Origin of the sequence: Streptomyces sp. NPDC086787, from assembly GCF_044745865.1 — a bacterium.
Taxonomy (GTDB): Bacteria; Actinomycetota; Actinomycetes; order Streptomycetales; family Streptomycetaceae; genus Streptomyces.
The window spans coordinates 1-22,997 of the sequence record NZ_JBIVBC010000024.1; the positions used below are offsets into that span (position 1 = coordinate 1).

Here is a 22,997-nt window from a genome sequence, read left to right on the forward strand (position 1 = left end):
AGGAGATCACCCAGAACGGCCTCGGCGGCGCCGACGTGCACGCCGAGACCTCCGGGGTGTGCCACTTCGCCTACGACGACGAGGAGACCTGCATCCACGAGGTGCGGTACCTGCTGTCGCTGCTGCCGCAGAACAACCGCGAGAACCCGCCGCACGCCGCGACCGCCGACCCCGCCGACCGGCGCTGCGAGGCCCTGCTCGACCTCGTCCCGGTCGACGGGAACCGGCCCTACGACATGACCAAGGTCATCGAGGAGATCGTCGACGACGGCGAGTACCTGGAGGTCCACGAGCGCTGGGCCCGCAACGTCATCTGCGCGCTGGCCCGGCTCGACGGCCAGGTCGTCGGCATCGTCGCCAACCAGCCGCAGTCGCTGGCCGGTGTCCTGGACATCGAGTCCTCGGAGAAGGCCGCCAGGTTCGTCACGATGTGCGACGCCTTCAACATCCCGATCACCACCCTGGTGGACGTGCCCGGCTTCCTGCCCGGCGTCGGCCAGGAGCACGACGGCATCATCCGGCGCGGCGCGAAACTGCTCTACGCCTACTGCAACGCGACCGTGCCGCGCATCTCGCTCATCCTGCGCAAGGCCTACGGCGGCGCCTACATCGTCATGGACTCGCAGGCGATCGGCGCGGACGTCACCTACGCCTGGCCCACCAACGAGATCGCCGTGATGGGCGCGGAAGGCGCGGCCAACGTCATCTTCCGCCGCCAGATCGCCGCGGCCCAGGACCCCGAGGCGATGCGGCGTCAGATGGTCGGCGAGTACAAGGCCGAGCTGATGCACCCGTACTACGCCGCCGAACGCGGCCTCCTCGACGACGTCATCGACCCCGCCGAGACCCGGCAGGTCCTGATCAGGACCCTGGCGATGCTGCACTCCAAGCACGCCGACCTGCCCTCCCGCAAGCACGGCAACCCCCCGCAGTAAAGCCCTCCCGCACACGCCACCGCACCGCCCGGCTCCGCCCAAAAAGGGACCGGGCGGTACCTTTTTGCCCCCGGAAGTGGGAGAGTTGGGCCCCGTTCGGGGCTTCGGGAGGGCGCTGTGGTGCGGTTTCACGGATCCACGCTGGCATAAAGCCGCACGGCCGGTATGCTATTGACCGACTGCTTGTGCTGTTCTGGAAGTGTTCTTGTCGCAGGTCTTGTCGTAGGGAGACGGCGTTGGACATCGACGTACTGGGCGCCCTGGCGGTGCGGGAGGGTGGAGTGCCCATCGCTCCCACCGCGCCGAAACAGCGTCAGATGCTGGCCCTGCTGGCGCTCAACGCCGACCGCGCCGTGCCCGTCACGGACCTGGTCGAGGAACTGTGGGAGGGGCGGCCGCCCCGCAGCGCCCGCACCACCCTGCAGACCTACGTGCTCCACCTGCGCGACCACATCGCACGGGCGCTCGCCCCCAGGGCCGTCCCGGCCCCGGCCCCGGGCGGGAACGGCACACCGGACGATGCACCGCGCGGCGCCAAGGACGTACTGGTCACCCTGCCCGGCGCCTACCTGCTGGCCGCCGGCGCCGGCAGCAGCGACGTCCGCACGTTCGAGCGGCTCGCGGGCGAGGGCTACCGGGCCATGGACGCCGCCTCCTACGCCGACGCCTCCGCCCGGCTCACCGAAGCACTGCGGCTGTGGAACGGCCCCGCCTTCGCCGACGTCCAGCGGGGCACACTGCTGGCACGCGAGGCCAAACGGCTGGAGGAGAGCCGGCTGTGCGCGCTCGACCAGCGCATCGAAGCCGACCTGCACCTCGGCCGCCACCGCGAACTGCTCGCCGAACTCACCGTCCTGACCAGCCGTTACCGCACCCACGAGAACCTGCACGCACAGTTCATGACGGCCCTCGCCCGCTCCGGGCGGCGCAGCGAGGCCCTGCACGTCTACCGGCAGCTGCGCACCACCCTCGTCAGGGAACTGGGGCTGGAGCCCTCCCCCCGGCTGCAGCGGCTGCTGCACTCCGTGCAGGCCTCGGCGGCCGAGACGTCCGACGAGGCACTGCTGGCGGCCGGCACCGGCTGACCCCCCGGCAGCCCCGGCAGCCCCCGGCAGCCCCCGGCGCCCCGGCAGTCCTCGCCTCCCTCGCAGGAGCGAGCCGGCGCCCCGCGGGTCACCCCGGACGGCGATGCGGTCGCGGTCGGGCCACTTGCACAATGCGCAGACGGCCACCCGGGAACCGACCTTGGAGACGCCCCCATGACCGCTGCCGCGCCCCCGCCGGGGCACCGTCCCGCGCCGCCGGCGCCGGACGCCGACGTGCTGGCCGAACTCACCGCGCTGCTGGCCCGCTTCGTGGCCGCCGAGCCCCACACCGTCGACCCCGGCGAGAGCTTCGCCGCGCTGGGACTCGACTCCCTGCTGAGCGTCGGGTTCATCGGCGAGCTCAACACCCGCTACGGCACCTGCCTGCCGGCCGGCGCCCTGCACCAGTACCCGACCCCCAGAGCCCTGGCCGCCCGGCTGGCCGCCGAACCCCCCGCCACCCCAGCCGCTCCGGACACCCCGGACACCCCGGCCGCCCCGGCCGGCGGCGCCGGCGTCCTCGGACGGCTGCGCGCACTGCTCGCCCAGCTCCTGGGCTGCGCGCCCGGCGACATCGAGGCGGACGTCCCCTTCGCCCTGCTGGGACTGGACTCCATCCTCTCCGCACAGTTCGTCGAGGGCGTCAACCGGATCTGGCAGCTGAACGAGCCCACCGCGATGCTCTACGACCACGGCGACCTGGCCGCCGTCGCGGCATACATCGCCCGCCGCGCGGACGGCGGCACCCCACCCGCCCCGGCGGACACGGCAGCCGCGCCCGCCGGCGAACCCGGTCAGCCCGGTGGCGGGCCCGGCGGTGCGCCCGGTGGTGCGCCCGGTGGTGCGGAGGTCGATCTGGAGGCGCTGCTGGACGCCGTCCGCGACGACCTGCTCACCGTCGACGAGGCCGCCGCCCTGCTCGCCGACCGGCCGGCCTGAGACACGGAGCGCTCCGTGCCCATGGACAACCGCGAGATACTCACCCGGTTCAAGGACGGCACCCTGGACCGGCACCACGCCGTGGCACTCCTGTCCGGCACCCCCGCCGCGCCCGCCGTGCCCGCCGTGCCGGACACCGCGCCTGCCGCGCCCGCGCCCGTACTGCCTTCGCCGGCGGCCGCGCGGGGCGTACGGCCGCCCGAGCCGGAGCCGCCCGCCGGCCGGTGCGCCGTCGTCGGCCTGCAGGGCGCCTGGCCCGGGGCCGCCGACCCGGACGCCTTCTGGGCGGCCGCACTGCGCGGAGCCGGCCCCGGTACGGACCCGGGCGAAGCTGCCGGGCCGGCGGACCCGGGCGGGCCCGGTGCGGCCGGATGCCCCGACCCCGGGGAACTGCTGCTGGCCGGAGCCCGGCAGGTGCTGGAGAGCGCCGGTTACGCCGGTGCCCGGCTCGACGCGCTGACCGGCCCCGACGGCGAGGAACGCAGCGTGGCCGTCTTCACGGCCGCCGGTGCCGCCCGGCTGTCGTACCTCCTCGATCTGCGCGGCCCCAGCCAGGACACCGGCCCCGGACCCTCCTCGCTGCTGACCGCACTGCACCTGGCACTTGGCGCGCTGCGCGCGGGGGAGTGCGCGGCGGCCCTCGTCGTGGCCGGCGAGCCCGGCTCCCGCAGCGGCGGCGGCTGGATGACCGCCGTGCTGCTCAGACCGCTGGACGCCGCGCGTGCCGCCGGTGACGTCGTACACGCCGTCGCGGCGGCCAGCGCCGTGGGGCACCCCGGGCGCGGCGCGCACCGGGCGCTGCGCGGCCGGCTGCGCAGCCGGGCCCTGCACGCGGCCCGGATCCCGGCCGCACAGCTGGAGGAGTACGGGTACGCCGGCCCGGCCGCCGGGGTGCACCAGGCACAGGCCGTCGCGCTGACCCGCGCCGTCCTGCAGCTGCGCCACGCCACCCTGCTGCCCACGGCGGACCGGCCCGGGCCCGCCGCCTGGGCCGCCGCCCGCGGCCCCGGGGGCGGCACACGGGCGCGTGCGGCCGTGGTCGGGGTCTGCGAACCGGACGCCCAGCAGGCGGTGGTGGTGCTGCGGGAACCGGACCCCGCGCCCCGGCCGCCCGGCCGGCGGGCACCGGCGGACGACGGGCAGGAGCAGCTGGTGCTGCTGTCGGCGGCCACCCCCGCGGACCTGGCCGCCACCGCCGCACGCTTCGCCCGCTGGCTCGACGGCCCCGGCCGCCCCGGCCTGGCAGCCGTCGCCCGTGAGCTGCGCCTGGGCCGGGCCGCGGCCCCCTGCCGGCTCGCCCTGGTGGCCCGCGACACCGCCCAACTGGCCGCCGCACTGACCGCGTTCGCCGCACCCGCACAGCCCCCCGCGCCCGCACAGCCCCCCGCGCCCGCACAGCCCCCCACGGCCGGGAAGCCCCCCGCACCCGCCGAGGTCCCCGCGCCCGCAGAGCCTCCCGCACTCGGGGAGCCCCCCGCACCCGCAGAGCCCTCCGCAGCCGGGGAGCCCTCCGTACCCGGGCTCCCGCGGACCCGCCGCGCGGATCTGCGCGATGCGCCCGCCGAGCCGCTGCTGCTCGGCGACCTCGCCGAGACCCGTGACTATCTCGACGCTCTGTGGGAGGGCCGCCGCCACGAACAGCTGACCCGTCTGTGGCTGGCGGGAGTCGACGTGCTCGGCGCGGCACGCGGCCGCCCGACGGGCCCGGTGACCGAACTGCCGCCGGGAGTAAGGGGGGTGCGGACATGAGCAGCAGCACCGAGCGGGAGACGGACCGCGCCCACATCACCCTGTGGCTGTGCCCCAACGACGGCCTCAGCCCCGAGACCGCCGCGCTGCTGGCCGAGCACTGGCTGGACGCCCAGGAGCGGCGCACCGCGGGGAAGTTCCTCTTCGAACGCGACCGGCTCCAGTACCTCATCGCGCACACCCTGGTACGGCGCGCCCTGGCACTGGAGGCGGGCCTGGCCGAGGCGGAACTGGTCATCTGGCGTTCGGTGCGGGGGCGGCCCTTCCTGCGGCCCACCACCGACCTCGCCGCCCGTGGCGGCCGCCCCCTGGACTTCAACCTCTCCCACGCCGGCGGCTACAACTTCCTCGGCATCGTGCGCCACCGGCGCATCGGCGTGGACGTCGAACGCATCGCGGAGCGCGACGAACACGCCGTGGCGACCATCGTGAACGCCATCTCCCCACCGGAACGCGCCTGGGTGACCCGAGCCGCCCCCGGACCCGAACGGGACCGACGCGCGCTGCGGGTGTGGGTGCTGAAGGAGGCCTACTCCAAGGCCCGCGGGCTGGGACTGGGCATCCCGTTCGACAGTTTCGTCTTCACCCTGGACGACGAGGGCGGCGTACGGGCCTTCACCCCGCCCGCCGACGACACCGGCCGCGCCTGGCGCTTCCTGGAACTGGAGCCGGTGCCCGGCGTGCTGGTCGCCGTGGCCGTGCCCGACGGCGGGGACCACGACGACGAGACCGGGACCGGGGCCGGGGCCGGGGAGACGGTCGTCCACCTCAACCACGGTTTCCCGTGGAGCCGTTCGGCGCCGCACCGGCTGCTGCTGCCCGAGCCCGTGGGAGGAGACACGTACGCCGCTGCCGCGTAACCGGCCCGAATGCAGCCCGAATTCTGCCGCACGCACCCCGTACCGGCTTTCCGGAGATCACCGCGCAAGCTTGTGCGAAATTTCTCAAGCCATTCACTCGGCGTGTTGATCGGAAAACCGCGGACAAAGATCCGGAAGAACCCGGCGAGCACGGCACGGAATGCTGGATTCCGCCTGCCTCGGGCGGTCTGACGAGCACATATATGACTCTCGCACAGATGCTCTTGAAATGGCCCGAGCGAAAGCGCAATGCCACCCATGGGATTTTGCTTGAGAACCGCTAGAGGAATTGGCCGGAAGAAGGGCAACGCCGCTAGCTTTCCTTGAGGTGGAGGCACAATTCTGGCCACTGGAAGGAAAGACGCGAGGAACTCGACGAGTACGGAGGAGACCGTGAGGATTCAGGTTCTGGGTCCGTTGAGTGCCGAGGTCGACGGGGGGTCCATCGTTCCGTCCGCGAGCAAGCCACGGCAGATCCTGGCACTGCTCGCCCTCTACCCGGGCCGGGTGATGCCCGTGCCCACCCTCATGGAGGAGATCTGGTCGACCAGGCCGCCGCAGAGCGCCCTGACCACCCTGCAGACCTACATCCTCCAGCTGCGCAGGCGGCTGGGCACCGCGATGGGCCCCGGCGCACCCGGCCGCGCCAAAGAGGTGCTCGCCACCCGGCACGGCGGCTACCTGCTGCAGATCCCCGAGGACTCGGTGGACGTGCACGACTACGAACGCCTGATCCGTGAAGGGCAGGCAGCCTTCGACGTGGGCGACAGCGAGGTCTCCGCCGCCCGCTTCAGGACCGCGCTCAACCTGTGGCGGGGCCCGGCCCTGGTGGACGTACGGGTCGGCCCGATCCTCGACATCGAGGTACGGCGGCTCCAGGAGAGCCGGCTGGTGACCGTGGAACGGCGCATCGACGCCGAACTGCGCCTGGGGCGGCACGCCGAACTGATCGCCGAACTGACCGAGCTGACCGCCCGCCACCCCCAGCACGAGGGCCTGCACTCCCAGGTGATGGTGGCGCTGTACCGGTCGGGCAGACAGGCCTCCGCCCTGGAGGTCTACCGCAGACTGCGGATGCGGCTCATCGACGAGCTCGGGGTCGAACCCTCGCCCCAGCTCCAGCGGCTGCACCAGGCCATGCTCGCCGTCGACCCGCAGCTCGACGTCCTCGCGGGTCCCCGGCACACCTCCACCTACGACCTGTTCGCGGCGTGAGCCCCGGCGCCGCAGCACAGGAGTTCACGTGCGCATCCTGAGACACCTGGACATCCCCCTGGACGGACTGCTGCGCCGGGCCGCCACCCGCTTCGGCGACCGGCCGGCCGTCACCACCGGACCGGACACCGTCACCTTCGGCGCGCTCGACGAGCGGGCCGACACCGTGGCCCACCGCGTGCACCACGCCCTCGCGCGCACGGACACCGCCACCGCCGTCGCCCTGGCCTGCACCCTGGATTCCGCCTTCTGTGCGCTGTACTTCGGCGTGCTGCGCAGCGGACGCCCCCTGGCCCTGCTCGACCCCGCGGCGGGCTCCGCGGCCGCCCGCGAACTGTGCGCGGCGACCGGCGTGCAGATCGCCTTCGTACCCGGCGCGCTCGCCCGGCGGCTCCTCGCGCAAGAACACGGCCCGCACGGACAGCCGCCGGGGCCGCACACCGTGGTCGTCACCGACAACGATGCCGGGCCCGCACCGCGGACCGCCACCGCCCCGGCCACCGGCCCCGGCCCCGGCCCCGGCCCCGGCTCCGGAGCCGTGGAGGTCATCTCCCTGGCCGCCTTCCTGAGCGGCACCACCCCCGACCACCCCGGCACCGGTACTGGGCCCGTCGGCGACATCGACGCGGTGGCGTGCGTGCAGCTCGTGCCGCATCCCGCCACCGGACTGAGGCAACTGCGCCTGACCCACCGCAACCTGCTCGCCAACGCCGCGCAGATCGCCGTGGCCCACCAGCTGGACGCGGCGAGCACCGTGGTCCACCAGATGCCCGCCTACCACCCGGCACTGCTGGCGGCCGCCGTCCACGCGGGCGCCGAACAGGTGCTGGTCAACGACACGGACCCGTGCGCCGGGATGACCGTGAGCCGCAGCAGGGGCGCCACCCACTTCTACGGCCTGTCCACCCGCCTGGCCCGCCTCGCCGAGGACGAGCGGTACACCAACCACGGCGCGCTGCGCCCCGACCGGCACCTGCGGGCCGTGCTCTGCGGCGGCGCCGCCCTGGAACCGTCCGCCGCCCGCCGTCTGGGCGACACCCTGCGGGTGCCCGTGCTCCAGGGCTACGGCGTCGGCGGCCCCGGCTCACTGGGCGCGCTCTCCCACGTCCAGACACCCGGGGCCCGGCCCGAACGGGGCGCGGTGGGCGCACCGTTGCCGGGCACCGAGTGCCGGGTCGTCGACCCCGGCACCCGGGCACCGCTGCCGGTGTGGTCCGGCGGCGAGGTCGAACTCCGCGGCCCGCAGGTCCCGCCCGGCCCGGCCGGCGGCTGGCTGGCCACCGGTGACGTGGGCTACCTCGACCTGGACAACCAGCTGCACCTGGTCCGCCGCCCGGGCACCCCCTTCGCCTGCGGTGACGCCGTCGTCGCCCCCGGCGTGGTGGAACGGGCACTGCGCCAGGACCCCCGGGTCGCCGACTGCACCGTGCGCCAGGCACCCGACGCGCCCCACGGCCCGGCAGTGTGGGCCGGGGTGGTGCTGCGGGAGGCGGCACAGCCGGACAAGGACCTGCCCGGCATCCTCCAGGACATCACCGCACGCGCCAACGCCCAACTCGGCCCGGGGGAGCAGATCGCACGGCTCGAAGCACTCGGCACACCCGCCCCAACCGCCGCCGGCACGGGACCGCCACCGGGCCTGGTACGGCAGTACCTGGCGGCGGCCTAGACCCCGGCGCCACCCCTCCCGCCCCTTCCGGCAGGGCGGCGGAGCGCGGTGCGGGAACGGCCGCGGGGCCACGGCCCGTTGGACAGGCATGGGACCGAACATGCGCACAGGACACCGCGGGACGGGCCCCGGCGCGATCACACCCGACGGCTGCGCGGTCGAGCTGTACGCGCGGCTGCCGGCCGGGACGGAACCCGACATCGTCGCCGCCGCGCTCCCGGCCGGGGCGCGCCTGCTCGAACTGGGCTGCGGCGCGGGGCGGGTGACCCGCCCGCTCCTGCAACGGGGCTTCGCGGTGACCGCGGTGGACGAGTCCCCCCAGATGCTGGAGCACGTCCGCGGCACACGCACGGTGTGCAGTGCGATCGAGAACCTCGACCTGGGCGAGACATTCGACGCGGTGCTGCTGGCGTCGTTCCTCGTCCACGCGGCGGACACCGCGGTGCGCCGCGCACTGCTGCGCACCTGCGTGCGGCATGCCGCTCCGGGAGGCTGGGTGCTGATCCAGCGGGAGGGCGAGGACTGGCACACCAGCCTGCCGCGCGAGCGCACCGGCCCCGGCGGCTTCACCCTGCGGACCGTGTCGTCGCAACCGGCCGGCGAGGGCGTGCGCTCGGTGCACACGCAGTACGAGTTCCCGGACGCCACATGGACACAGACGTTCCTGTCCCGGCCGCTGACCAGGCAGCAGTTCGAGCAGGCGCTGGCGGAGGCGGACCTGGCGGTGGACCGTTACCTGACCGAGGACCGGACCTGGGTGCGCGCGGTCGTGACGCCCTGACCCTCCCCGGGGCTGCCGCTCCCCGTACCGGCGGCCGCCCGGGGCGTCACCGGCCGTGTCACTTCGGCCAGCCGATGTCGTCGTCGGACGGCTCCCTGCGCGCCGGCTCGCGGGGCCGGGAGGCGGTGAGCTGCCGGGTCTCCTCGTCACGGGGGGACACCGTCGGCGTACCGGCAGGGCAGGTCGCGCTGACCCACGGCCTCATCTCGACCCCCTGGAAGCGGGAAAGGACGGCAACCGGCCCCCGGGCGCAGGAGTCGGGCAGTTTGAGATCCTGCCGCAATCCGCTGGAGAAACGCTCGAAGAACCTACGAGACCCGCACGAGGAGCCGGAGCCTGCCCAACGGCCGGGCAACGGCAACTCGTTCCCGGTACGGATGCGACGTCCCGCCCGGAGCCGCAGCACCCCTGCCGCCCTTCGATCGGCCTGTCAGGACATCGCCGTCGGGGTGTCCCGCAGGGTGACGTTGGCGTGGCTCTCCTGGAAGCTCTGGTCCGAGACGAGCGTCAGCCGGGCCGTGGACCGGAACTCCTCCAGGGTGGCGGAACCGCAGGAGACCATCGTGGTCCTGAGCTTGGCGACGGTCAGGGCGAGCCCTTCGTTGAGGTCGCCCGCGTAGGGGACGTAGCCGTCCACGCCCTCCTCGAAGAGCAGCCCCTGACCGCCCTGGCCGTAGCGCTGCCAGTTGCGGGCACGGTTCGAGCCCTCACCCCAGTACTCCTTCACGAAGCCGTCGCGGGTGGGCAGTTTCGCGCCGGCCGCCTGGTCGAAGCGCGCGAAGTACCGCCCCATCATGACGAAGTCGGCCCCCATCGCCAGTGCCAGGGCCACGTGGTAGTCGTGGACCAGGCCGCCGTCGGAGCAGATCGGCACGTACTCGCCGGTGCGCTCACGGAAGGCGTCGCGGGCCCTCGCGACGTCCAGCACCGCACTGGCCTGGCCGCGGCCGATGCCCTTCTGGTCGCGCGTGATGCAGATGGAGCCACCGCCCACACCGACCTTGACGAAGTCCGCGCCCGCCTCGGCGAGGAAGGTGAACGCCTCGCCGTCGACCACGTTGCCGCCGCCGACCGGGATCTCCGGATAGTGCTTCTTCACCCAGGTCAGCGCCTGTGCCTGCCAGTCGCTGTAGCCGTCGGAGGAGTCGAAGCACAACGCGTCCGCGCCCGCCTCCACCAGCGCCGGGATGCGTTCTTGGTAGTCATGGGTGTTGACGCCCGCACCCACGCGCAGGCGCTTGGCGGTGTCCACGACCTGGTCCGGGAACCGCTTGTTGTCCGTGTAGTCGGACCGGAACACCAGATACTGCAGGTGGCCCGCGCCGTCCAGCACGGGCAGGCAGTCCAGCCGTTCGTCCCACAGCCGGGCGTTGGCCTCGGAAAGCGTGGCGTCGGGCCCGGCGTGGGGCAGGTCGGCGATGGCGGTCATCCGCTCACCGACCGGTGCGGCCAGGTCATGGCGTTGCGGGTGGAAGTCGCGGGAGGTCACCAGGCCGAGCAGGCGCCCGGTGGCGGTGCCGTCGTGGGTGACCGCGGCGGTGCTGTGACCCGTGCGGCGCATGACGTCGCCCAGCAGCCCCAGGGTGTCGTCGGGCCGGACGTTGGTGTCGCTGGTGACGAATCCGGCCTTGAAGTTCTTCACCTGGCGGACGGCCGCGACCTGGTCCTGGACCGACTGGTTGTGGTGCAGGAAACTCAGCCCCCCGTTGCGGGCGAGCGCGATCGCGAGTTCCGGTGTGCTGACGGCCTGCATGATCGCGGACGTGAAGGGGGAGTGCAGTTCGATCGCCGACGGCTCGCCCGCCATGTGCCGCACCAGGGACGTCCGCAGCTCGACCGTCGAGGGCGAGCAGTCGGTCCGGGTCCGGTTGGGCAGGAGCAGAAACTCGTTGAACGTCCGTGAGACCTCGGCGATGATCTGTGCCACTCGTTCCTCCTGACCCGTCGGCCGGGGCCCGACTGCCCCCGCCGTGAGGATCGCCCCCGTGTCCCAGGGCCCGGGCAGGCAGGGCCGGCACGGCAGTTGTGGAGGTGCCACCCACTGCGGCAGAGCCCTGACCGGCCCGTGGATCGAACGGGTGCGGTCGTGACCTGGCACCTTATCGACTGGCCGGCCGCAGCACGAATCGCACCTCCTGCCGCTGGGGGTCCCGCATGACCCTGGCCGCGACCGCACCGGCCGCACGCAGCCGCGCACGACGCAGGGCACGGCGCAGGGCACGGCTCACCGGAGAGGAAAAGACAGAGCGGGAAAGCGGGGGAGAAAGCGGGGGAGAGGGAAGGGAGGGCGAGGAGAGCGACGTGGGCGACGGCATGGTTCTGCTCCTTCACCGCGGCCGGTACGGCTGCGCGTGGCAATTGTTTGCCACACAGCCTGTTCAGGCTTGCTCGAATTCACGCGGAGCGGCACCGGATTCGGCTCCCTTTTCTCGGGTGCGCCTCGAATGCCCGTGGAATGCGGGGGAGTTGCCTTGATTCCCCGGGAGCCGCCCGTGAACCTCGTTTCCGGGTGCCCGAGAAGGAGAGTGAGGTGGAGGGCATGATCAGGAAGCTGATGGAGCCGGACCCGGAGACGGTCCTCGGCAGCATCGCCCTGCAGTAGGCGGGCGGCACGGCACAAGGGAGGGGGCCGCCCGGCCGGGCGGCCCCCTCCCTTCTCGCCTCCGGCCCGCTCAGATGGCCACCAGGGCCACGCACATCCCGCCCAGCGCCAGCGCCTGGAGCGCCACCCGGGCGTTGATGACGCTGTCCCAGGTCCGTTGCAGACCGCGGGCGTCGGGAGCGGTGCGGCACTGAAGCGCCGCGCCCGTGAGGACCTTGTTCACCGGGGCGCTGACCTTGTTGTAGACCGCCAGCCACAGCACCAGGGACACTGCCGCGACCGCGGCGGCCACGGCCGCCGTCGTCCTGCCGTCCAATGCGGCGACGGCGACCGTGGCCACCGTGGCCACCAGCCCGAACACGCCCGGCACCGGCATCCGCCGGTCACCGAAGCGGTGGGTCTGGCCCATCGCGCTGGTCAGCACCACGTCGTCGACGTGGGCCATGGCCGGCCGCTGCACCAGGGCCGAGAAGACGTCGGTCCCGTAGACCACCGCATTGGCCATGGTGGCCACCACGGCCAGCGTTTGCAGGAGCGCTTCCATCACAACCACCTTCGTGCGTCCACCGGTTGCCGATATGCCGTTGCCGGATACTCTTTCGACACTATATCGGTCACCGCTCTGAATGCTAGCGTTGACAACAACATTGTTCCGTCGGGGACTTCACACCGGACCTGCGCCCGGACAGAGCCACGAGGAGACCAAGAGATGGCCATAGGACGTGCCCGCCGCATACTCATCGCCGGGGGAGGGATCGGCGGCCTCGCCGCGGCCCTCGCACTGCAGCACCGGGGTTTCGAGACCGTCGTCTTCGAGCGTGCCGACTCGCTGCGCGACGGCGGCGCGGGCCTGCACATCTGGAGCAACGGCGTCCTCGCGCTGGACTACCTGGGCGTGGCCGAGGAGGTCCTCAAGGTCGCCCCCGTCCAGCACGTCGCGCACTTCACCACCTGGCGCGGCGAGGTGCTCGGCGCCTGGCCCGTCGGCGACTTCATCGAGCGCTACGGCGCCCCCACCATCGCCGTCGAACGGTCCGTGCTGCACGGCGTGCTGCGCGACGCCCTCACGGGCCCGGTCCTGCGCACCGGCGCCCGGGTCGTCTCCTTCGACCAGGACGCCGACGGCGTCACCGTCCGCTTCGCCGACGGCAGCAGCGAACGCGGCGACCTGCTGATCGGCGCCGACGGCATCCACGGCACCGTCCGCGACCACCTGTCCGGGCCCGCCCGCAACCGCTTCAGCGGCTACATCGCCTGGCGCGGCCGGGCCCCCATGGAACACCCCGGCATCCCCCCGGGCACCTTCAACGCCGTCTTCGGACCGGGCACCCGCTTCACCTACTACGACGTCGCGCCCGGCCTCGTGCACTGGATGAGCGTCGCCAACGGCGCCCCCGGCGGCCGCGACAAACCCGGCACCGCGCGTGCCATGCTGCTGCGCCGGCACGAGGGCTGGGCCGGACCGGTCGCCGACATCCTGCGCGCCACCCCCGAGGAATGGGTCCTGCGCGGCGACGTCGAGGGCCGCAGGCCCGAACGCGAGTGGGGCCGCGGCCGTGTCACCCTGCTCGGCGACGCCGCTCACCCCATCACCTTCAACATCGGCCAGGGCGCCTGCCAGGCGCTGGAGGACGCCCTCGTCCTCGCCGAGCACCTCGACCAGGGCGGTGACCCGGTCACCGCGCTGCGCCGCTACGAGAGCGAGCGGATGGCGCGCACCGCGCCCCTGCAGAAGATCGCCTGGCGGATCGGGAAGATGGGCGCCATCGAGAACCCCCTGCTGATCAGGGTCCGGGAATCCTTCATGCGCAAGAACTGGAACACCAAGGCCTTCCGGGCCGCCGAGCAGGGGCAGGTCGCCCACGGCCTGCGCTGGGCGAAACCGGGCCCCGCCGCCCCGCGGCGCAACACCGCCCCCAGCACCGCGGAATGACCCCGGCGGGGGCGCCGCGCGCCCCCGTCACCCGCACCCGCGCCTGCTCCTGTGCCCGCACCCGCGCCTGCTCCTGTGCCCGCACCCGCGCCTGCCCCGTCACCCGCATCCGTGCCTGCCCCTGCGCCCGCCCCCCGCCCCCGTCACCCGCGCCCCTCACCCCCCGTCACCCGCGCCCGCCCCCGCGCCCAGTGACGGGTCCAGACCCGCCCACACCCGGTGCGAGCCCGGAAAGCCCAGCGCCACCAGCACGTTCACCAGGATCCCCCGCGACAAGAACCACGACGTCACCTCCGCGTCCGCCCCCAGCGCCAGGTGCACCTCCCGCCACAGCTCCTCCCACGCCGCCCGCACGGCCGCCCCGAACTCACCGTCGCCCACCGACTCCGCGGCCGCCACCGCGGCGTACACCTGCATCTGCATCAGCAGCCGCTCCGGCTCCTTCACGATGACCCTCGTGTACGCGAGGGCCATCGCGTGCCGCGCCTGATCCCCCGCCAGACCCTCGGCCGCCCGGGCCAGCAGCCGCGCGGTCTCCGCCACACAGCGCGTCGCCGCGGCCAGGAACAGCGCGCGCTTGCCGGGAAACAGCCGGAACAGATACGGCTGCGACACCCCCGCCCGCCGCGCGATGTCCTGCGTAGAGGTGCCCTCGTACCCCCTGCGGGCGAACTCCACCATCGCCGCCCCCACCACGGCCGTCCGCCGCTCCTGCGCGCTCATCCTCGCCATGGCGACCACGCTCAGCCGCCCTGGCCCGCCCGTCAAGACACCCCTCCTCCCTCCACATCAGCGCCGCCCGGTTTTCGAGACACATTCGAGGAATGCGCCAGAGCGGGATGCGAGATTCACGGGGTCGAGAACCGCTCGTCGACGGCTCGATGACCCACGCCCCCACAATTCAGTGAGGTAGGAACGGGGATGAGCGACAATCAATTCACGATGTTTCCCGGCCAGGGATCGCAGCGCGCGGGCATGGCCGCACACCTGCTGCGCGAACATCCCCGAACGGCGGGACGCGTGCTGGAGCGGGCCCAAGAGGCGACCGGACTGCCACTGACCGAACTGTGCACCACGGCGCCCGACACGGAGCTGGAACCCACCGAGATCGCCCAGCCCGCCATCGTCGCCACCAGCCTCGCCGTGTACGAGGTACTGCACCAGGAGGCGGGCTTCGTCCCGGGCACGGTGGCCGGACACAGCCTCGGCGAGTACACGGCCCTGGTCGTCGCCGGAGTCCTCGACGCCGACGACGCGCTGCGCCTGGTGCGCCGCCGGGGCGAGCTGATGGCCGGCGTCTCACGCCGGGTCAGCGGAGCGATGGCCGCGATCATCGGCCTCGCGCCCGCGAAGATCGAGGAGATCTGCGCGGCCACCACCGGATCCGCAGTGGTCGAGGTCGCCAACTACAACGAGGCCGGCCAGACCGTCATCTCCGGCCAGAGCGGCGCCGTCGACGAGGCCGTACGCCTCGCCACGGCCGCCGGCGCCGAACGCACCGTGGCACTGAAGGTGTCCGCGCCCTTCCACTGCTCCCTGATGAAGGTCATCGAGGACGAGTTCGCCGCCGAACTGGAGCGGGCCGACTTCGCCCCGCCCCGCCTGCCGGTGTTCAGCTCGGTGACCGGCGCCCTGGTACGCGACGGCGCACACGCCCGCGACCTGCTGCGACGTCAGCTGGCCGGCCCCGTGCGCTGGGTGGACGTCCTGGACGCCGCCGCCTCCTACGGCGCGGGCGGCTACCTGGAGGTCGGCCCCGGCCGGGTCCTGAGCGGCTTCGCCAAACGGACCGTGCCCGACGCCCAGGTACGCAGCACCAACGACGCCCGCCGCATCACCACCCTGCTGCGCGACCTGCGCCAGGACACAGGCGCCGCCTCCGCGTACGCCGCCTGACCCCCGACCGCCGACCGCAGCGACCTCGATCCACCCGTGTGCCCGGAACAACAGAAGGGGGCGCCAGCCAGGCCCCCGGCACACGTCTCCACCACCCGGAAGACCATCTGAAAGGCAGTCAACGGTGTCCGAAACCCTGATTCCCACGACGACCGACTACCTGTCCGCCGTGCAGGCGGCCGTCGCCGACGCCCTCGGCATCGACGAGTCCGAGGCCGTCGCCGAGGCGACCCTGCTGGGCGAGCTCGGCGCCGAGTCCATCGACCTCCTCGACATCCTCTTCCGCCTGGAACGCGCCACCAAGGTGAAGATCACCGTCTCCGACATCGCCGACCTGCTCCAGGGCGGCATCCCGGACGAGGAGTTCGGCGACGAGAACGAGGTCGTCAACGACCGCGGACTGACCCACCTGGAAAGCGTCCTGCCCCAGTTCGACCGCAGCCAGCTCACCGAACCGCTGACCGCCGAGGGCGTGCTCGGCCTGTTCACCGTCCAGAACCTCACCGACCTTTTGACCGAGCGGGCCAGGGCCACCGCGGCCGCCTGAGCGGTACCCGGCTCGGCTCCGCCCGAGCGGGAGCCCTCCGCGGCCGGTGTCCGGGCCAATGGCGCCCCGGACACCGGCCGCGGGGCCCCGGCACCCTCCCGTCCGCCCCGGCCCCGTCCCGGCGGCGGCCAGGTGGCCCACCTCGCAGCAGAAACGGGAAGAGAGAGATGAAGCTGAAGGACCGTACCGCCCTGGTCACCGGCGCCTCCCGCGGCATCGGCCGGGCCATCGCCCTGGCCCTGGCCGGACAAGGGGCCGCCGTCGCCGTCAACTACCGCTCACGCCGGCAGGAGGCGCTCGCGGTGGTCAAGGAGATCGAGGCCGCCGGCGGCCGGGCCTGCGCGATCGCGGCCGACGTCTCCGACCCCGCCGAGGCCAGGCACCTGGCCGAGGAGGCCACCCGTCTGCTGGGCCCGCTGAACATGCTGATCAACAACGCGGGCATCAGCGACGACGGACTGATCTACGACTCGGCGCCCGACGCCTGGTGGAACGTCATGAAGGTCAACTTCGGCGGCGCCTACCACACCACACACGCCGTCCTGGACCAGTTCATGGCCCAGGGCGAAGCCTCCGTCGTCAACATCTCCTCCGCCATGGGCACCAGCGGCTGGATCGGCCAGTCCAACTACGCGGCCTCCAAGGGCGCCCTGAACTCCTTCACCCGCTGCGCCGCCGTCGAACTCGCCCGCTTCGGCGTCCGCGTCAACGCCGTACTGGCCGGCTTCACCCCCACCGAACTCGTCGAGGAGGTCTTCCAGCGCGACGGCGGCAAGAGCATCAAGCGGCAGATCCCGCTGCGCCGCTTCGCCACCGTCGAGGAGGTCGCGGCCGCCGCCGTGTTCCTCGCCGGACCCGACAGCGGCTACACCACCGGCGAACTCCTCACCGTCGACGGCGGCTTCACCGCCCAGCTCGGCATCGGCCGCCCGTAACGGACGGAGAGGGGACTGCGATGCGATTCCATCTGATCGACCGGATCGAGACACTGACCGCACGCGAGAGCATCACCGCGCGCAAGGTCACCTCCCTCGAGGAAACGTACTGGCAGGCCGCCCCCGACGGGCCGGCCATGCCCTTCGGCCTCGCTCTGGAGGCCCTGTGCCAGGCGGCGACCTGGCTGATCATGATCAGCACCGACCACCGGCTGCGGGCGGCACTGCTCGCCGTCGGCGAGGCCACCGCCCACCGGGACGTGGCCCCCGGAGAGGTGCTCCGTATGCACGCCACCATCGAGTCGATGACCGACGAGGCCGCCCTCCTTGACGGCACCGTCACGGTCGACGGCGAGAGCGTCCTGGAGGCCACCGGCATCCTGTGCGCGCTCATCGACGCCGAACGGCTCGACGACCCCGAGGACACCAGGCGCATGGCGCACCAGCTGCAGGGCGGAGGGCCGGTGGGATGAGCGGCACGAAACGCGCGGTGATCACCGCCATCGGAGCGGTCACCCCGCTCGGCAACGACGCCGAGACGACCTGGGAGGGCCTGGCCACCGGACGCAGCGGCGTCGGCAAACTCACCACCTTCGACGCCGAGGGCTTCCCGGTGCGCATCGCCGCACAGGTCAAGGACTTCGACGCGGCCCGGGCCATCCCCAAGCACATCGGCCGCAAACACCTCTCACGGGTCGGCGAGTTCGGTGTCGCCGCCGCCTGGGAAGCCGTCCGCAAGGCCGGCCTCGACACCCTCCCCGAGGACGTGTACGCCGCCGGTGAACGCGGCGTCGCCATGGGCGCCAGCGTCGGCCGCCCCGAACTCCAGGTCCTCCTGGACATCGGGCACCTGCGCACCAGCACCAACAGCCCGGACGCGTTCCTGTGCCGGCCGCCCGCCGTGACCCTGACCGACGACCAGAACGTGCCGCTGGCCGCCATGACCCGGATGATCGGCGCCACCGGCCCCATGATGGGCATCAGCACCGCCTGCTCCGGCTCCGGACACGCCATCGGCGAGGCCTTCCGCGCCATCCAGGAGGGCGACGCCCGGGTCATGGTCGCCGGCGGCTACGACTCCCTCACCACCTGGCTCGACCTGCTCGGCTTCAGCCTCCTGGGCGCCCTGACCGACCAGCACAACGACGACCCCGCACACGCCTCACGGCCCTTCGACGCCGACCGCAGCGGCTTCGTCGTCGGCGAGGGCGCCGTCGCCGTCGTCCTGGAGGAACGCGAAGCCGCCCTCGCCCGCGGCGCCGACATCCTCGCCGAGGTCCTCGGCTACGGCTCCACCCTCAACGCCTGGCGCATCACCGACTCCCCGCCCGACGGCTCCGGCGCCGTCCAGGCCATGCAGAGCGCCCTCACCGACGCCCGGCTCACCACCGCCGACATCGACTACGTCGTCGCACACGGCACCAGCACCCACGGCAACGACCAGTCCGAGACCGTCGCCATCAAGAAGGTCTTCGGCACCGACGCACACCACCTCGTCGTCAGCGCCCCCAAATCCATGGCCGGACACCTCACCTCCGCCAGCCTCGGCCTCGGCGTCCTCGCCGCCGTCGGCGCCATGCGGCACTCGCTGGTACCGCCCACCGTCAACCTGGAACGCACCGCCCCCGGCCTCGACCTCGACTACGTGCCGCACACCGCCCGCCCGATGCCCGTGGACGCCGCCCTGATCAACGCGTTCGCCTTCGGCGGCAGCAACACCAGCATCGTCATCGGCGCCCCGCGGGAGGAGTCATGACCACGGCTCAGGCAGCCACCACCCCTGCCGCCCCCGCCTTCGACCGCATCGAGGAACTCGAACCCGGCCGCCGCGCCGTCGCCGTGCGCAACGTCCCCCAGACCCTCCCGGTCTTCGACCACCACTTCCCGCGCTTCCCGATCCTGCCCGGCGTCCTGCTCCTGGAGAGCATGACCGCACTCGCCCGGGCCGCCGCCGGCAGCGGGCGCACCTGGCGGCTGAAGTCCGTACGCGGCGTGCGCTTCAAGCACTTCGTCGGCCCCGGCGACCAGGTACGGATCACCGCCGAGGTGACCGGGAGCACCCCGCAGACGACCGAGGTACGGGCCACCGCCCGCGTCGGGGACCGGGTGGTCGCCACCGCTCGCACCCTGACGCTGGTGAGCGCCGACGAGCCCTGGGAGGGCACAGCATGAGCGACAACGGGCGACGCGTGATGGTCACCGGCATCGGCCTGATGACCGCCATCGGCCAGGGCGCCGCACCCACCTGGCACAACCTGCTCGAAGGCCGCATCGGCATCGGCCCCATCCAGTCCTACGACCCCGCCCCCCTGCAGACCAAAATCGGCGCCGAGATCCACGACTTCGACCCCACCCAGTGGGCGAGCCGCCGCACCCTGCGCATGCTCTGCCGCGGCGACCAGCTCGCCCTCGCCGCAGCCGTCCTCGCGCTGCGCGACGCGGGCCTCGAGGACACCGGCGACCTCGGCCACCGCACCGGCCTCTTCCTCGGCAGCAACAAGGAGATGCCCCGCATGGACGAGCTGATCTCCCAGCTCCAGTCCGTGCGCGCCCCCGACGGCACCCCCGACCTCCGCACACTCGGCCAGAACGCCTCCTCGATCGTCGCCCCCCTGTTCTTCGTCGAAGGACTCCAGCCCGCCGCCGGATTCCACATCTCCGAGAAGTTCGGCATCCGCGGCGCCAACGCCTACTTCGCCGGCACCGCCGACTCCGGCGCCATGGCCGTCGGCCGCGCCATGCGCACCGTCCGCCGCGGCGAGGCCGACATCGTCGTGGCCGGCGGCTACGACGACGCCACCGGCTGGTGGGCGATGTCCAAGATGGACGGACTCGGCGTACTCAGCCCCCACTCCGAACGCGGCAAGGAAGCCTTCCGCCCCTTCGACCGCGACCGCAGCGGCTCCGTCTTCGGCGAGGGCGCCGCCCTCCTCGTCCTGGAGGAACGCGAACACGCCCTGGCCCGCGGCGCCCACTGCTACGCCGAGGTCACCGGCTTCGGCTCCGGCAACGACTGCGTCCGCCCGCCCAGCCCCCAGGCCCGCGCCCGCGGCCTGTCCCGCGCGGTGACCCGCGCCCTGACCGACGCGGGCGGCTCCTTCAACGACGGCAGCTACATCGCCGCGCACGGCTGCGCCACCCGCCAGGGCGACGCCAGCGAGACCATCGCCCTGCACGACGCCCTCGGCACGGCCGCCAAGGCCGCCCAGATCAGCAGCGTCAAACCGCAGACCGGACACCTCGTCGGCGGCGCCGGAGCACTCAACGCGGCCATCGCCGCGCTCACCCTCGACTCCGGCGTCGTCCCCGCCACCCAGAACCTCACCCACCCCGCCGCGGAATGCGACCTGGACTACGTCCCGCTCACCCCGCGCGAGACCCGGCCCGCCCAGGCACTGGCCGTCGCCCGCGGCCTGGAGGGCCAGGCGGTGGCCATCGCCATGGAGCGGACCTCATGACGGACATACCCGAGGACACACCAGAAAGGAGCGCGGACATGAGCCACGGCGAGCACGGCACCACCTCGCCGGATCACGGCGCTCGGTCCCGGCGGGTCGTGGTCTGCGGTGTGGGCGCGGTGACGGCCCACGGAGACGACGCCACCGCCCTGTGGCAGGGCATACGGTCGGGCCAGGCGGCCATCACCGCGGTGCGCGGCCTGCCCATGGACGGCTACGCCACCGAGATCGGCGGCGAGGTCCGCACCGGACGCCGCCCCGACTACGACTACCTCGCCTCCTTCGGCGGCCGCGACCCCGAACCGGCCATCGACTTCGCCCTGCTGGCCGCCCAGGAGGCACTGCGCCAGGCCGGGCTCACCCACATCCCCGCCGAACGCTGGGGCGTGGCCCTCGGCTCCTGCATGGGCGGACTGCGCAGCGCCGAGAAACTCGCCCGCCGCAGCGGGACAAACACCCCACCCGACGACGACGCCCGGCACAACCTGCTGGTCCCCCCGCAGGCCATCGCCGAGGCCGTCAGCAGCGCCTTCGGCCTCAAAGGCCCCTCCCTGTCGGTGAACACCGCCTGCGCCTCCGGCGCCCACGCCATCGCCCACGCCAGCGAGTCCATCGCCGCGGGCCGCGCCGACGCCATGCTCGTGGGCGGCACCGACGCCTTCACCGAGACCGCGTTCGCCGGGTTCACCAGCCTGCAGTCCCTGTCCACCAAGCCCGCCGCACCCTACTCCCGCGACCGCGACGGCCTCTCGCTCGGCGAAGGCGCCGGCATGCTCGTCCTCGCCGAGGAGTCCGCCGCCCGCGCCGCGGGCGCCCCGATCCTCGCCGAGGTCCTCGGCTACGGCCTCTCCGCCGACGGCTACCACGCCACCGCCCCGCACCCCAAGGGCGAGGGCGCCGCCCGCGCCATCCGCCAGGCACTGCAGTCCGCCCGCATCGACCCCGACGACGTCGCCTACATCAACGGCCACGGCACCGGCACCCCGAAGAACGACTCCGCCGAGAGCAACGCGGTACGCGCCGCACTCGGCCACGCCGCCCAGCACACGGCACTCAGCAGCTCCAAGTCCATGATCGGGCACCTGCTCGGGGCGGCCGGCGCGGTGGAGGCCATCGTCACCGTGCAGGCACTGGTCGAGCAGACCGCACCGCCCACCGCCAACTTCACCGAAGTGGACCCCAAGTGCGGCCTGGACGCGGTGCCCGCCGCCCGCCCGATGACCATCGACACGGCCCTGTCGAACAACTTCGCCTTCGCCGGCGCCAACGCCTGCGTCGCCTTCGGACGGCCCGGACAAGAACGCGCCGACGCCGCCGCCCCGGCGCACGACAAGGTCGTCATCACCGGGTTCGCCGCCATCACCCCGGCCGGTGACGGCGCCCAGGCACTGTGGCAGGCATGGCGCGAGGGACGCGTGCTCGGCGCCGAGGAGAACGGACTGCGCGTCGCCCGCGCCGACTTCGACCCCAAGTCCATCGCGCCGCGCGAGCGCCGCCGCATGGACCGCCTCGGCCGGCTCGCCGTGGCCACCTCCCGCACCGCCCTGGAACACGCCGGGCTCACCGCCGACGAGCAGGTGGGCGTGGTCCTCGGCACCGGCCTCGGCCCGATGCGCAGCATCGAGGAGTTCCTGCTGCCGGTACTGGCCGGCTGCCCCGACCACGGCAGCCCGGCCATCTTCCCGAACACCGTCTTCAACGCCGCCGCCGGCCAGGTCGCCATGAACACCGGCGCCAAGGGCCCCACCTCCACCATCACCACCGGGCACGCCGCCGGCGCCTCCGCCCTGACCGTCGCCCACGACCTGCTGCTCCAGCACCGCGCCCAGGCCGTGCTGGTCCCCGCCGTCGAGGACCTCTCACCCGGCGTCCTGGACGCCTACCGCGGACTCCCGCTGTTCGCCGACACCGACTACACCCTCGCCGAAGCCGGCATCACGCTCGTCCTGGAACGCGAGTCGACCGCCCGGGCCAGAGGCGCGCGCATCCTGGCCGAGTTCGCCGGGCACGGCACCGCCTGCGACGCCCAGGGCGTGGGCCGCTGGGACCCGCAGGGCCAGGGACTGGAGAGGGCCATGCGCCAGGCCCTCGACCACGCCGGGGTGCGGGCCGGGGAACTGGCCGCGATCTACGCCAACGCCGCCGGCCTGAAACGGGCCGACGCCCCCGAACAACTGGCCACCGACCGCCTCGCCGGCCGGGCCCCCGTCCACACCCCCAAACGGACCGTCGGCGAACCGGTCGGCGCGGGCGCCCCCATGGCCGCCCTGCTCGCGGTCACCGGCTGGGAACACGGCCAGGACCCCGGGCCCGTCCTCATCAACAGCTCCTCACTCGGCGGCACCCACATCAGCCTCGTCCTGCGCCCCGCCCGTCCCGCTACGGAGAAATGA

At 73.3% G+C, this 22,997-nt stretch carries 21 protein-coding genes; 17 read left to right on the top strand and 4 right to left on the bottom strand.

Annotated elements, in window-relative coordinates:
* From ACIPK3_RS32225 to ACIPK3_RS32260, 8 genes are all read left to right on the top strand, one after another.
* A partial coding sequence (locus ACIPK3_RS32225; protein ID WP_402575464.1) for an acyl-CoA carboxylase subunit beta occupies positions 1-935 on the top strand: 935 nt, incomplete at its 5' end.
* A 236-nt stretch (positions 936-1,171) separates the two neighbouring features.
* Positions 1,172-2,020 carry a BTAD domain-containing putative transcriptional regulator gene (locus ACIPK3_RS32230; protein WP_402575465.1) on the top strand — a complete coding sequence of 283 codons (849 nt, stop codon included), beginning with the start codon at positions 1,172-1,174 and terminating at the stop codon, positions 2,018-2,020.
* A gap of 174 nt (positions 2,021-2,194) precedes the next feature.
* A complete protein-coding gene (locus ACIPK3_RS32235) occupies positions 2,195-2,959 on the top strand; it encodes a phosphopantetheine-binding protein (protein WP_402575466.1) in 765 nt (254 codons plus the stop codon).
* 21 nt (positions 2,960-2,980) lie between these two features.
* Positions 2,981-4,708: a beta-ketoacyl synthase N-terminal-like domain-containing protein gene (locus tag ACIPK3_RS32240; protein ID WP_402575538.1), complete on the top strand. Its 1,728-nt coding sequence runs from the start codon at positions 2,981-2,983 to the stop codon at positions 4,706-4,708.
* The gene (locus tag ACIPK3_RS32245; protein WP_402575468.1) at positions 4,705-5,568 is read left to right on the top strand and encodes a 4'-phosphopantetheinyl transferase family protein; all 864 of its coding nucleotides are present in this window, start codon (positions 4,705-4,707) and stop codon (positions 5,566-5,568) included. The genes ACIPK3_RS32240 and ACIPK3_RS32245 overlap by 4 nt, the downstream gene beginning before the upstream one ends.
* A 393-nt stretch (positions 5,569-5,961) precedes the next feature.
* Complete coding sequence (locus ACIPK3_RS32250; RefSeq protein WP_402575470.1) at positions 5,962-6,783, top strand: BTAD domain-containing putative transcriptional regulator; 822 nt, start codon at positions 5,962-5,964, stop codon at positions 6,781-6,783.
* Positions 6,784-6,811: 28 nt separating this feature from the next.
* The gene (locus ACIPK3_RS32255) at positions 6,812-8,452 is read left to right on the top strand and encodes a class I adenylate-forming enzyme family protein (RefSeq protein WP_402575471.1); all 1,641 of its coding nucleotides are present in this window, start codon (positions 6,812-6,814) and stop codon (positions 8,450-8,452) included.
* Between the two features lie 100 nt (positions 8,453-8,552).
* Complete coding sequence (locus tag ACIPK3_RS32260; RefSeq protein ID WP_402575473.1) at positions 8,553-9,233, top strand: class I SAM-dependent methyltransferase; 681 nt, start codon at positions 8,553-8,555, stop codon at positions 9,231-9,233.
* Positions 9,234-9,291: 58 nt separating this feature from the next.
* Here the strand turns inward: ACIPK3_RS32260 and ACIPK3_RS32265 are convergent, their stop codons facing one another.
* The 3 genes from ACIPK3_RS32265 to ACIPK3_RS32275 all read right to left on the bottom strand — a co-directional run bounded on the left by ACIPK3_RS32265 (position 9,292) and on the right by ACIPK3_RS32275 (position 12,379).
* Positions 9,292-9,438, bottom strand: a complete 147-nt coding sequence (locus ACIPK3_RS32265; RefSeq protein ID WP_402575474.1) for a hypothetical protein — start codon at positions 9,436-9,438, stop codon at positions 9,292-9,294.
* Positions 9,439-9,663: 225 nt separating this feature from the next.
* On the bottom strand, positions 9,664-11,160 hold the full coding sequence (locus ACIPK3_RS32270) for an IMP dehydrogenase (RefSeq protein WP_402575476.1): 1,497 nt from the start codon (positions 11,158-11,160) through the stop codon (positions 9,664-9,666).
* A 745-nt stretch (positions 11,161-11,905) separates the two neighbouring features.
* On the bottom strand, positions 11,906-12,379 hold the full coding sequence (locus ACIPK3_RS32275) for a DUF1772 domain-containing protein (RefSeq protein WP_402575478.1): 474 nt from the start codon (positions 12,377-12,379) through the stop codon (positions 11,906-11,908).
* Positions 12,380-12,544: 165 nt separating this feature from the next.
* On the opposite strand from ACIPK3_RS32275, the gene ACIPK3_RS32280 reads away from it, so the two are divergent.
* A complete protein-coding gene (locus ACIPK3_RS32280; RefSeq protein ID WP_402575479.1) occupies positions 12,545-13,768 on the top strand; it encodes an FAD-dependent monooxygenase in 1,224 nt (407 codons plus the stop codon).
* 156 nt (positions 13,769-13,924) lie between these two features.
* Here the strand turns inward: ACIPK3_RS32280 and ACIPK3_RS32285 are convergent, their stop codons facing one another.
* Positions 13,925-14,500, bottom strand: coding sequence for a TetR/AcrR family transcriptional regulator (locus tag ACIPK3_RS32285; RefSeq protein WP_402575540.1), 576 nt, complete (start codon positions 14,498-14,500; stop codon positions 13,925-13,927).
* 189 nt (positions 14,501-14,689) lie between these two features.
* On the opposite strand from ACIPK3_RS32285, the gene fabD reads away from it, so the two are divergent.
* The 8 genes from fabD (at position 14,690) to ACIPK3_RS32325 (ending at position 22,997) form a co-directional block, all read left to right on the top strand.
* Complete coding sequence (fabD, locus tag ACIPK3_RS32290) at positions 14,690-15,664, top strand: ACP S-malonyltransferase (protein ID WP_402575480.1); 975 nt, start codon at positions 14,690-14,692, stop codon at positions 15,662-15,664.
* A 124-nt stretch (positions 15,665-15,788) separates the two neighbouring features.
* Positions 15,789-16,211: an acyl carrier protein gene (locus ACIPK3_RS32295; protein WP_402575482.1), complete on the top strand. Its 423-nt coding sequence runs from the start codon at positions 15,789-15,791 to the stop codon at positions 16,209-16,211.
* Positions 16,212-16,378: 167 nt separating this feature from the next.
* Positions 16,379-17,146 carry an SDR family NAD(P)-dependent oxidoreductase gene (locus tag ACIPK3_RS32300; RefSeq protein WP_402575484.1) on the top strand — a complete coding sequence of 256 codons (768 nt, stop codon included), beginning with the start codon at positions 16,379-16,381 and terminating at the stop codon, positions 17,144-17,146.
* 20 nt (positions 17,147-17,166) lie between these two features.
* On the top strand, positions 17,167-17,619 hold the full coding sequence (locus ACIPK3_RS32305; protein WP_402575486.1) for a 3-hydroxylacyl-ACP dehydratase: 453 nt from the start codon (positions 17,167-17,169) through the stop codon (positions 17,617-17,619).
* On the top strand, positions 17,616-18,902 hold the full coding sequence (locus ACIPK3_RS32310; RefSeq protein WP_402575488.1) for a beta-ketoacyl-[acyl-carrier-protein] synthase family protein: 1,287 nt from the start codon (positions 17,616-17,618) through the stop codon (positions 18,900-18,902). The genes ACIPK3_RS32305 and ACIPK3_RS32310 overlap by 4 nt, the downstream gene beginning before the upstream one ends.
* Positions 18,899-19,318 carry a 3-hydroxyacyl-ACP dehydratase FabZ family protein gene (locus ACIPK3_RS32315; protein WP_402575490.1) on the top strand — a complete coding sequence of 140 codons (420 nt, stop codon included), beginning with the start codon at positions 18,899-18,901 and terminating at the stop codon, positions 19,316-19,318. Before ACIPK3_RS32310 ends, ACIPK3_RS32315 begins: the two co-directional genes overlap by 4 nt.
* Positions 19,315-20,604 (top strand): beta-ketoacyl-[acyl-carrier-protein] synthase family protein, encoded by a 1,290-nt coding sequence (locus ACIPK3_RS32320; RefSeq protein ID WP_402575492.1) that lies wholly within the window; start codon positions 19,315-19,317, stop codon positions 20,602-20,604. The genes ACIPK3_RS32315 and ACIPK3_RS32320 overlap by 4 nt, the downstream gene beginning before the upstream one ends.
* Entirely contained in the window at positions 20,601-22,997 is a 2,397-nt protein-coding gene (locus tag ACIPK3_RS32325; RefSeq protein ID WP_402575494.1) for a beta-ketoacyl synthase N-terminal-like domain-containing protein, read from the top strand. The genes ACIPK3_RS32320 and ACIPK3_RS32325 overlap by 4 nt, the downstream gene beginning before the upstream one ends.